Origin of the sequence: Robertmurraya dakarensis, assembly GCF_900156875.1 — a bacterium.
In the GTDB taxonomy this organism is placed as follows: Bacteria; Bacillota; Bacilli; order Bacillales; family Cytobacillaceae; genus Robertmurraya; species Robertmurraya dakarensis.
In genome coordinates, this window is record NZ_LT707409.1 from 2,193,582 (window position 1) to 2,204,975 (window position 11,394).

An 11,394-nucleotide genomic window follows, 5' to 3' on the forward strand; every position below is an offset into this window, starting at 1 on the left:
TGCGATATGCTACGATGGTACGTCACTTTCACTTTCGCTTTCACGCTTTCTTCTAACATGCCGTTCTTCCTCCTCAAAAGATATGGAGTACCCAACAAATGTCCCAAAAAGAATATATAAGCAGGCGGAGGTAATAATGGTATCCCGTTTCAGCTCATTAAACGGCTCAATTCCTGGAAAAATGGGATTCAAAATGAAAAACACTAATAAAAATAGGACGATACCATATAAGATGGAAATGAAAATATTTTTAAATTTTCTCAATGCGCCATAATAAATTAAAGCAGCCACCATCCCTAGAACTCCTATTAAAATAATTGAAATAACTGTTCCTAACCAGCGTTCTTTCCAATCACCCAGCGCCCACGGTTCTAATAGGACATTAGGAGAAACTTCAGTAAAATTAAAAAGATACGCTACATAACCTAAGCCACTCCAAAGAATCCCGCCAACAAAACCGGTTAATAACGCCATCGCTAACAGAGACATCGGTTTTTCTTGTTGATTTTGTTCAAGTTTTTCGTTTTCTTCTGCCATGTTCATCACCTCCTTTTTATTATGTCCCTGCATTCCTATTCCTTTTCATCACAAACAAAATTCTTTACAACAATAGGCTTAAATAAAAATTTCTCTTTCTTTTTTGTGCTTGTTCGTCCATAATTGTAAGAAAAAAACATTTATCAAATCCTTGAAGAATATGGAGCTTTTTACAATTTTAAAGTAAAATAAAGATAGAGAATAATAACTCTTTTTGTTTGTCCTGAATATAATAAGGATAATAGTAAATAAGAAGCACTAATTTTTTATCATTCTAATAAGTATCTTTTGACATAACTTTGAAGTTTTACCCTATTTTTGGTTCTTATTCAAGGGAAAATGTGTTAAATTCTAGAAACCCTTGTTTAAAAGAACGCATTTATGCTTATCATGCTCTTAGGGAGGTGGCTTTCATGAAAAATCGGACTTCATTATATTTTGTAATAGGGCTGGTCACGTTAGCTATTATTGGAGTAGCTAGTAAATTCATTTCAGACCCATTAGCCTTTCTGCAGAGTATCTTCGTGTTTTTAATCATCGGCGTGGTCATTTTCTATTTAGTACGACGCTTTAATGGAGCTAGCCCTCAGAAGCGTGAACAAAGTGCGTTTCGAAAAGCAGCAAAAATGTCCAAGAAAAGATATAAACAAAACGACCAGCGGAAACCAATTCATAAAAAGGCTGGTACGGGGAATATCACAACATTAAAAAGAACTAAACATAAATCAAAATCTGCCACACATCTTACTGTTATTGATGGCAAAAAAGGAAAGAAAAAAAATCGGGCCTCATTTTGATGGCTCGATCTTTTATTTTAATTGGCTTTTTGTTTTTAATAGCCCCATCTTGAAAAAAATTGATTTGCCTTATTATATCCTAATTGAAATAACTGTTCCTTCTTCTCATCCGAAAGATCAAACTCAGTGGTTAATATACCATCTGTCGGGATAAATATAATATTCTTCTCATGCTTTCTGGATATATAGCGTGAATCATGGGCCTCCTTCATCGTCACAAACAACGCTTCAAATAACTCAATTGCATTCCGGACCTTCTTTTTAGGCCTTTCGTTGAGATGATGACTTAATTTAATCCCCAGAACCGGGCGGACTTTTTTTACATTCTCTTTATCGAAAAGCCACATCGGAAAATTACTTAGTACTCCACCATCCACAACGACACTTGGAAAATGCCCATTCTTTAATTTTACCGGTTCAAAAAAATACGGAAGGCTGCAGCTCATCCTGATGGCTTTTGCTACCGAAAAATAACGAGGATCAATACCATACAGTCTTAGGTCGTCTGGGATCACTATCATCCGTCCATTGGTGATATCAGAGGCAATGATTCTCAAGGCTTGCGGTTCCAAGTCAGCAAATGTCTTGACTCCCTTGTCTGCTAATTTAGACTCAAGCCACTGCTCGAACTTATTTCCTTTATACAACCCCAGCCTCCAATAGAGGAATAGCCATCTTGCAACGGGAAATGGAGCAATAGCATGTCTAGGGTCTAATAGATCTTCGAGTTCCAATTCATCCACAAGCTCAAATATCTCATCACTGGTATAACCTGCCGCAATTAAGGCCGCGACAATTGAACCCGCGCTTGTTCCAGCCATTCGTTTAAAACGAAACCCTTTATTTTCAATTGCTTTATAGGCACCGACAAGGGCAAAGCCTTTTATCCCTCCCCCAGAAAACACACCGTCTATATACATGGAAACCACTCCCTTGATGGATGTTGTTTCCATACATTTTTAAGCAAAGATTCGCGGAAATAGTACGGTCTTTTTTCTAAAATCGAAAAAAACAAGAAAAAGAGGATGGAATCATCTCCATCCTCTTACTATTTTATAGTCCACACTTTAACTGCGCATTGCAGTTCGTACATGTATTACATCCGCCGATTTCTTTTACTTTACCTTTACGGCAAACGGGACAAGTATTTCCTACTTCAGACCCAATTGTCACGTCAGTTGAACGTACATCACTGATGGTATCAACCAGGACAACATGTTGTTTTGGTTTGTCTTGCTTTTCTTTCTCATCCATTGTATTTTCTTCAGCTTTAAGTGTTAATACTTGTGAATCGCGTGATCCGTCGACATAGACTGTACCACCTTTTGCACCGCCGCGATACAATCTTTCATACACTTTCTCTACCTGCTCAACACTGTATCCTTTAGGCGCATTAACGGTTTTACTAATGGAACTGTCAATCCAGCGCTGGATGACACATTGCACATCTGCATGTGCTTCAGGTGCAAGTTCCATCGCCGTTACAAACCAATGCGGCAGGTTATTAGCATCTGCTTCAGGATGTTGATCCAAATATTCTTGAACAATATCCGCCTTCACTTCAATAAACTTACCTAAACGTCCGCTTCTGAAGTATGAGAAGGAGAAGTAAGGTTCAAGGCCTGTAGATACCCCAACCATTGTTCCAGTGCTTCCCGTGGGAGCAACAGTGAGTAAGTGGGAGTTACGAATACCGTTTTCTAGTATCGCTTTTCTAATATCTTCAGGCATTTTTTTCATAAAGCCTGTTTCGGTAAATGCTTGGCGAAGTCGATTTGTTTCACCATCAGTTTCGCCAACCAAGAATGGGAAGCTTCCTTTTTCTTTTGCTAACTCAACTGAAGTACGATAAGCAGTAGTCGCGATCGTTTCAAATACTTTATCGACTAACTCATTACCCTTTTGGGAGCCGTACTCCGTTTCACAGTAAATGAGCAAGTCATGAAGACCCATGACACCTAAGCCAACACGTCTTTCGCCTAGTGCTTGTTTTTTATTTTCTTCAAGAAAGTACGGTGTTGCATTAATTACGTTATCCTGCATACGCACACCGACTTCTACAGTACGCTTCAATTTTTCAAAGTTAACAGTCTTTGTTTCTTTGTCGGCCATTTCTGCTAAGTTAACCGCAGCAAGGTTACAGACAGAAAATGGAGCGAGAGGTTGCTCTCCACATGGATTTGTCGCAACAACCTTCTGACCGTACGCTTTTGCATTGGTCATGTCGTTTGCGTTGTCTATAAAGAAAATACCTGGCTCTGCTGAGTATGTTGCACAGATGTTAATTAAGTTCCATAATTCTTTTGCTTTCATTTTACGATAGACGCGAACTTTATAGCCCATCTTTTCCCATTCGCGAACATCTCCGACTTTATGCCACTCTTCATTGTAGTATTTCATTTCTGTAGCATTGTAGTGCTCTACATCTGGGAAGCGCAGTTCATAATCGGCATCGTTCTCTACTGCTTCCATAAATTCTTTTGTTAAACAAACAGAAATATTTGCTCCTGTTAAGAACTCAGAATTATGAACAGAATAGTTACCGCCAGTTGTCAATTTTTCTTCTGCTTCTTCGATAATTTCCTGACTAAATCCACCTAGTCCAGGAATGCTTCTATAATTTAAGATCCCTTGATACATCGCTTTTTCCTGCTCTGTAAGCGGGGTAAACTTTAATTTTTCTTTCGCATATCTTTTGATCGCTTCATCATTTGTTGTTTCTAGAAGAAAACGTAGTATTCTTGGATTTTGCATTTTAGAAATAATGAATTCAATAATATCAGGATGCCACGTATTTACCGTCCTTTTCAGGATATTACATTGCAATAATGCAATCGGACTAGACTATATCATCACCCTCAGCAAGACTGTTAGGGGCCGGGCGCTAGTGAGAGTTTATTGTTGGGACTCACTCTCTAGTCGTTGAACCTTCGCCATTACCTTTGCCCAATGACGCTTGGCTGCAGATTGTCCAATGCTAACAATTTTTAAAGCCTTCACGCTCACCGTTTCCAGTCACGTTGTGGCTTGCTAGCCTCTAAGGAGTTCCCCGCAATTCACCCGATTTTCTAGTCATTCATTTTCTGAACGACGCGGACTAGTGCATCATTGTTAATCCGCCAGCATAATCATCTGGGCACCTCTGCGCGACCCGCCTTGCTCAACTAGATGCGTTAGCTTTGCAATGTCATCCAGCCATGATACTGAACCAGATGATTTACCGTTGACACCTCGAGCAAGTGTATTTCGCGGACGCAGTGTCGAACCGTTTGTACCAACTCCGCCGCCGCGGCTCATGATTTCCATTACTTGCTTTCGGTGTTCAGAAATTCCTTCACGAGAGTCTTGCACAAAAGGCATAACATAACAATTAAAGTAGGTTACATCTGTATCTGCTCCCGCACCGTACAGAACCCTGCCGGCAGGAATGAAATTCAATTGAACAAGTTCTTGATAAAACTTCTCAAACCATTCTTTTCTCTTCTCTTCTGTCGTTTCAACTGAGCTTAAGCCTGTTGCGTTGCGTTTCGCAATTTGCTCATAATATAGCTCTAGCGGCTTCTCAATCACATCTAGTGAACGATTAATAACTCCCGTTCTAACTTCTTCAGGATCATCGAGCACACCTCTGAACTCTTCATCAACAAGAACTTGAGCTGTCTTTTCCTCCCAATCAATTCCCATAATTATTCCTAATCCTCTTGCTGGAAATTTAGGGTCCTCCTTGATGGTTAATACAACAAAATCCCCATTTGCTAGTGTAATCTTTTCCGTATCCTTGAAAGTATAACGATCAAGCATGACCAAACGGGAAACACCTTTATGCGTAATCTTCATATCAGCAGTGATTGGGTGAACTTGAGGAAATAATCGGATATCCTTGTTCAAACGCTCCACATCAATATTCATTTTTTGTCCTAACGCAACAGACATACACACAACTCCTTTAAGAAATAAAATTCAGCATTACTATGTCTATTTACAAAGTTAATAGAAACTGAAGTATACTCTAGCTGTTAATCAAAGTAATCTAAAGTTATCATATCTATCTCTATAAATCAATATATTGTGTTGCAAATATTTCTTTTAACACTATATATTGTGTTTCGAGCAAATAAAAATATTTTTGTCAAACATAAAAAAAACAACAAAGATGAGAAAAATAGAGTTATAGATATATTTCCGTTCTTTTTTCAGTTATTTTGACAAATTTTGCACCTTGCGCATTTTTTTACATAGGACTTAAGATTGGCTGCACAGTCCAAAACAAAAAGCGACATACGTCGCTTATCTACGATAATTCCACTCATCATTTTCATATCTTTCTTGTGCAAGCTCTTTAACGAAATTCATTTGTTGATCTGTAAGCTGATAAGGAACTAAATCTATATTTAACCCATCTTTAAAACCTTGATGAAAAGCTTCCTTTGCCTCGTCAATATTTATTTTTCGGCTGCTGATTTCGTTAATGGCGACCGCTTTATTTTTAAATGCTCTTTGCATTCTTTCTTTTACTCTCTCATTTGGATACTTGAATAAGCTAAAAAGCTTATCTTCATCCAAATCAAGCAAAATAGAGCCATGCTGGAGGATAACCCCTTTTTGTCTCGTTTGTGCACTACCCGCCACTTTTCTGCCTTCTACCACTAGCTCATACCAGCTTGGGGCATCAAAACAAACAGCAGACCGCGGGTTTTTCAAAGACTCTTTCTCTTCAGAAGTTTTCGGGACAGCAAAATACGCCTCCATCCCCAATTGATGAAATCCTTTTAAAATCCCCTCAGAGATGACTCGGTAAGCCTCTGTCACCGTCTTCGGCATTTCAGGATGATCCTCAGATACAATCACGCTATAGGTTAGCTCATGTTCATGCAGGACCCCTCTGCCGCCAGTCGGTCGGCGGACAAAGCCCAGCCCCTGTTCTTTAACGGCTTCCATATTAATTTCTTTCTCCACTTTTTGAAAGTAACCGATAGATAGTGTCGCCGGATTCCAGCCGTAAAAGCGAATGACTGGAGGAATTTCTTTTTTACTATGCCATAATAATAATGCTTCATCCATGGCCATGTTAATAGCAGGAGAGCAATCTCCTGAATCAATAAAATACCATTTTTCCTTCTCCATGCTTAAACCTCTTTTTCATTGTGATAACTTTCACTCTTTCTAAGTCTATCAAATGGTTTAAAAAAAACAAAGAATCACGAATTTAAATTAAATAGTCGGGATTCTTATTTTGCTCTTTACTCAAAATAGGAAAGACTTATATAATATAATTTGGCGTATGCTTTTGTGGAAGGAGATATAAAGATGGAAACATTGTATTTATTGCTTGTTATCGTTGGAGCAATCCTTGTATACAGCTTAATCACTTGGCTATATCAAAAGAAGGTTGTGAAAACATTAACGGAAGAGGAGTTCCGTGCAGGGTATAGAAAAGCACAACTAATTGATGTACGTGAACCAAACGAATTTGAAGCAGGTCATATTTTAGGAGCAAGAAACATTCCTATTTCACAAATGAAAATGCGATTACAGGAAATTCGTCCGGACAAGCCGGTATATTTATACTGTCAAAGCGGGATGAGAAGCGGCCGTGCAGCCCAAACCCTTTATCGAAAAGGATACAAAGACTTATACCATCTGCAAGGTGGATTTAAAAAATGGTCTGGAAAAGTAAAAACGAAATAATTTACTAAAATAATGACCTAAAAGCAGGGTCTTATTGCATAAAGAAAAGGAATCTCCATTATGCGGCAGATTCCTTTTTCTTTTGATTTAGTGTTTTTGGTAGCGCAGAACCGGTTTTCTGGCAGCCATTGTTTCGTCAAGGCGTCCCACAACTGTTGTATGCGGAGCTTCTTGCACAATTTCTGGATTATCTTCTGCTTCCTTCGCAATTTGAATCATTGCCTCTATAAACTCATCGAGTGTTTCCTTCGATTCTGTTTCGGTTGGTTCAATCATGATACATTCTTCAACATTTAATGGGAAGTAGATAGTTGGCGGATGATAGCCAAAATCAAGCAGCCTTTTAGCAATATCTAACGTACGTACACCTAGTTTCTTTTGGCGTTTTCCACTTAAGACAAACTCATGCTTACAATGACGGTCAAACGGCAGATCAAAATGTAAAGCTAGCCTTCTCATCATATAGTTTGCGTTCAAGACTGCATTTTCAGTAACAGCCTTCAACCCATCAGGTCCCATTGAACGGATATACGTATAAGCTCTCACATTAATTCCGAAATTACCGTAATAAGGTTTGACTCTGCCGATTGATTGCGGACGTTCATAATCAAAGGCAAATTCATCTCCTTTTTTGACGATAAGCGGTTTTGGAAGGAATGGGATTAACTCAGCCTTGACTCCAACTGGACCAGAACCAGGTCCACCTCCGCCATGCGGGCCAGTAAATGTCTTATGCAGATTTAAATGAACGACATCAAATCCCATGTCTCCAGGTCTAGCCTTAGATAAAACAGCATTTAAATTAGCACCATCATAATAAAGCTTTCCACCTGCACCATGAACAATTTCTGCCATTTCTAAAATATTCTCTTCAAATAGTCCCAGCGTATTAGGATTTGTCAGCATTAGGGCTGCTGTATCTTCTCCGACTACTTTTCTTAAATCCTCAATGTCTACAAGGCCGTTTTCATTTGATTTTACCGTAACCGTTTCAAAGCCGGCTACAGTAGCAGATGCTGGATTGGTACCATGTGCTGAGTCTGGCACAATGACCTTTGTACGTTTTACATCGCCATTTGCTTCATGGAATGCACGAATCATCATCAATCCGGTCCATTCCCCATGCGCACCAGCAGCAGGCTGCAATGTCACTTGGTCCATACCAGTGATTTCAATTAAATGCTCCTGTAAATCATACATTAGCTCTAGTGCACCTTGTACAGAGCTTTCATCCTGCAATGGATGAATATGAGCAAATCCATTAAAACGTGCCACATTTTCATTGATTTTCGGATTATATTTCATCGTACATGATCCTAATGGATAAAATCCTGAATCAACACCATGGTTTCTTTTAGAAAGTGCTGTGTAGTGTCTCATGATGTCAAGCTCAGATACTTCTGGTAATTCCGGTTCTTCGGCACGGACATAGCCTTCTGGGAAAAGTTCATTTATGTCGATTTCCGGTACATCTAATTCTGGGAGACTGTAACCAATTCGACCAGGTTTACTTAATTCGAAAATGAGTGCTTGATCTTCTTTATGCATGGTAATCCCCCAATTCTTTAGCAAAAATATCAATTTCTTCTTTTGTTCGCAGTTCTGTTACGGCCACTAACATATGATTTTCAAGATCCGAAAAATCTCTGCCTAAGTCATATCCGCCAATCATATCTTTTTCTATGAGCCTTTGGTTCACTTCTTTAATCGGTTTATTTAGCTTTATCACGAATTCGTTAAAAGAAGGTCCATCGAAAACCACTTCTATCCCTTGTTCCTTTAAAGCATTTTTTGCATAGTACGCTTTTTGTATATTTTGAACTGCCATTTCTCTGACACCGTTCTTACCTAAAGCAGTCATTGCAACAGACGCTGCTAACGCATTCAGTGCCTGGTTTGAACAAATATTAGATGTCGCTTTATCGCGGCGTATATGCTGTTCCCGTGCTTGAAGTGTAAGAACAAAACCACGTCTTCCTTCGTCATCAATCGTTTGACCAACAAGACGTCCAGGCACTTTTCTCATCAGCTTCGAGGTGACAGCAAAATAACCGCAATGCGGTCCGCCAAAGGCAGTCGGTATACCAAACACCTGTGCATCGCCAACGACAATATCTGCACCGAACTTTCCTGGAGGTGTCAGCGCACCTAAAGCCAGCGGATTGCTTGAAACAACAAACATTGATTTGAAACTGTGTGAGATTTCTTCAATTTTTTCCATTGGCTCAATACGTCCAAAGAAGTTTGGATATTGTACGATTACAGCAGCTACTTCATCATTCATTAATTGTTCTAAGGCTTCTAAATCCGTTACACCGTTTTTATGCGGCACTTCTACTACTTCAATATATTGACCTTTAGCATACGTTTCCACTACCTCTTTTGACTCAGGGTGTACAGCACCTGAAACTAATACTTTCTTGCGTTTTGTCTGTCCGGTTGACAGCATTGCCGCTTCTGCTAGAGCTGTTCCACCGTCATACATTGAGGAGTTTGCTACATCCATCCCGGTAAGTTCACAAATCATTGTCTGAAATTCAAAAATGGCTTGAAGCTCTCCTTGAGAAATTTCAGGCTGATAAGGTGTATACGCGGTGTAAAATTCTGAGCGTGAAAGAACATGGTCAACAATCACAGGGATATAATGATCATAAACACCAGCTCCTAGAAAGGAGGTGTTTGCTTTTAGGTCAGCATTCTTTCCTGCAAGTTGAGATAGTTCCTTCATTAAAGCACTTTCCGGTTTGGCTTTTTTTATCTTGTATTCCCCTTTAAATCGAACCTGCTCTGGAATATCATTAAAGATTTCATCTACAGATGAAACCCCAATCGTGTCTAACATTGATTTTTGATCAGATTCCGTCATTGGTAAATAACGATGTTTCATGTTGTTTTCCCTTCCCCTCTACCTATTTCTTGTCTCTCTTATAAAATGGAGTTTGAACGATCTTCGCTTTCAACCTTTTCCCTCGGATCTCCACCTCAATCTCCGAGCCCACTTTTGTATAAGCTACATCAATTAATGCAAGACCGATGTTTTTCTTTAATGTAGGAGATTGTGTCCCTGTTGTCACTTCCCCGATTTTTTGATCATCTTTATAGACGCTGTATCCATGGCGTGGAATTCCTCTGTCAATCATTTCAATTCCCGCTATTTTTCTTGTCAAACCGCTCTCCATCTGCTCTTTCAACGCTTTTTTCCCAATAAAGTCATCATCCTTATTTATCTTAACGGCGAAGCCAATCCCTGCTTCATAAGGGGAAATTTCCGGGGAGAGTTCCTGTCCATAAAGTGCCAGAGTTGCCTCAAACCTTAATGTGTCGCGGCAGCCCAGCCCGCATGGTACAACACCCTCATCTTTTCCCGCTGAAAGGATACTTTTCCAAATCTCAACAGCGTCACTAACATTACAGTAAATTTCATAGCCATCTTCACCGGTATAGCCAGTACGGGAAACTAATGCCTTTTTTCCATCAATCATGATATTTTGCTGGAATTTAAAAAAGTTAATTTCCTTTACATTAGGAGTGTCGCCGACTATCTTTTGAAGAATATCTCCTGCAAGCGGCCCCTGTAATGCAAGCTGAGCCATTTTTTCGGAAAGGTTATCCAGGAGGACATCTCCTTCAAGATGATCTTGAAGCCACTGGAAATCTTTTTCAGTATTCGCTGCATTTACAACAAGTAAATAATGTTCATCCGCAAGCTTATAGACAAGTAAATCATCAACTGTGCCGCCATTTTCGTAGCACATCGCAGTGTACTGTGCAGCACCATCCTTTATTTTTGCAATATCATTTGTCATCATTTTTTGGAGAAACTTCAGACTATCAGGACCCTTGACCTCAATTTCTCCCATATGAGAAACATCGAACAGTCCTGCTCTTGTACGAACCGCTTCATGTTCTTCCTTAATACTGGAGAATTGAATAGGTAAATCCCATCCTCCAAAATCAATTGTCTTCGCCCCATATTCTTTATAAACCTGGAATAACGGTGTGCGTTTTAACTCTGACATCATCCTATCCCCTTTCTTAAAAATGACCATTAGAAAAACACGATTTGCAACCCACAATGGCGGAAATCGATGTCTTTTCTTATACTTTAGTCCTTTAGAGAAGTTAAATTTAAAGTATAAAAAAGGACAGAGACCTCCCTATATTAAAATAAGAAGGTCTCTGTCCTGGCACCTGAAAGTTTACCTTGATGGCTTTCCCCTTTGGTGGCTTCTATAAAAAAGAAGCTCTCTCCAGAGCTGCGTCAAACGAGGGTTCTTTTGCCTGAGAGATTCACAATCAACTTGCTTGCTCCTTCGGCGCTACATCCGTAGTCTCTCCCCTAGTTATCATTCGCTTTTATAAAATTTTCCAA

General features: G+C 39.4%; 8 protein-coding genes, 2 pseudogenes and 1 riboswitch. Of the genes and pseudogenes, 2 read left to right on the forward strand and 8 right to left on the reverse strand.

What is annotated here, in order from left to right:
• Positions 1-9: 9 nt before the first annotated feature.
• On the reverse strand, positions 10-537 hold the full coding sequence (locus tag CZ487_RS19445; RefSeq protein WP_077213943.1) for a YqhR family membrane protein: 528 nt from the start codon (positions 535-537) through the stop codon (positions 10-12).
• 413 nt (positions 538-950) lie between these two features.
• Here CZ487_RS19445 and CZ487_RS19450 point away from each other — a divergent pair, with 413 nt between their 5' ends.
• Positions 951-1,334, forward strand: coding sequence for an SA1362 family protein (locus CZ487_RS19450; protein WP_077213944.1), 384 nt, complete (start codon positions 951-953; stop codon positions 1,332-1,334).
• Between the two features lie 35 nt (positions 1,335-1,369).
• Here CZ487_RS19450 and CZ487_RS19455 read toward each other — a convergent pair whose 3' ends face one another.
• The 4 genes and pseudogenes from CZ487_RS19455 to CZ487_RS19470 all read right to left on the reverse strand — a co-directional run bounded on the left by CZ487_RS19455 (position 1,370) and on the right by CZ487_RS19470 (position 6,458).
• Entirely contained in the window at positions 1,370-2,254 is an 885-nt protein-coding gene (locus tag CZ487_RS19455) for a patatin-like phospholipase family protein (RefSeq protein WP_077213945.1), read from the reverse strand.
• A gap of 133 nt (positions 2,255-2,387) precedes the next feature.
• Positions 2,388-4,124, reverse strand: a pseudogene (locus CZ487_RS19460) (vitamin B12-dependent ribonucleotide reductase); the annotation flags it as partial.
• A gap of 324 nt (positions 4,125-4,448) precedes the next feature.
• Positions 4,449-5,267, reverse strand: a pseudogene (locus CZ487_RS19465) (ribonucleotide reductase N-terminal alpha domain-containing protein); the annotation flags it as partial.
• A gap of 354 nt (positions 5,268-5,621) precedes the next feature.
• A complete protein-coding gene (locus CZ487_RS19470) occupies positions 5,622-6,458 on the reverse strand; it encodes a lipoate--protein ligase family protein (protein WP_077213946.1) in 837 nt (278 codons plus the stop codon).
• Positions 6,459-6,641: 183 nt separating this feature from the next.
• Here CZ487_RS19470 and CZ487_RS19475 point away from each other — a divergent pair, with 183 nt between their 5' ends.
• Positions 6,642-7,022 (forward strand): rhodanese-like domain-containing protein, encoded by a 381-nt coding sequence (locus tag CZ487_RS19475; protein WP_077213947.1) that lies wholly within the window; start codon positions 6,642-6,644, stop codon positions 7,020-7,022.
• Positions 7,023-7,109: 87 nt separating this feature from the next.
• On the opposite strand, the gene gcvPB is transcribed toward CZ487_RS19475, so the two are convergent.
• Genes gcvPB through gcvT form a run of 3 tightly spaced genes read right to left on the reverse strand, consistent with a single transcriptional unit; the run spans position 7,110 to position 11,041 of the window.
• A complete protein-coding gene (gene gcvPB, locus CZ487_RS19480; RefSeq protein WP_077213948.1) occupies positions 7,110-8,570 on the reverse strand; it encodes an aminomethyl-transferring glycine dehydrogenase subunit GcvPB in 1,461 nt (486 codons plus the stop codon).
• Positions 8,563-9,909 (reverse strand): aminomethyl-transferring glycine dehydrogenase subunit GcvPA, encoded by a 1,347-nt coding sequence (gene gcvPA / locus CZ487_RS19485; RefSeq protein WP_077213949.1) that lies wholly within the window; start codon positions 9,907-9,909, stop codon positions 8,563-8,565. Before gcvPA ends, gcvPB begins: the two co-directional genes overlap by 8 nt.
• A gap of 22 nt (positions 9,910-9,931) precedes the next feature.
• On the reverse strand, positions 9,932-11,041 hold the full coding sequence (gene gcvT, locus CZ487_RS19490; protein WP_077213950.1) for a glycine cleavage system aminomethyltransferase GcvT: 1,110 nt from the start codon (positions 11,039-11,041) through the stop codon (positions 9,932-9,934).
• 240 nt (positions 11,042-11,281) lie between these two features.
• Positions 11,282-11,372, reverse strand: a riboswitch (glycine riboswitch).
• Between the last annotated feature and the right edge of the window lie 22 nt (positions 11,373-11,394).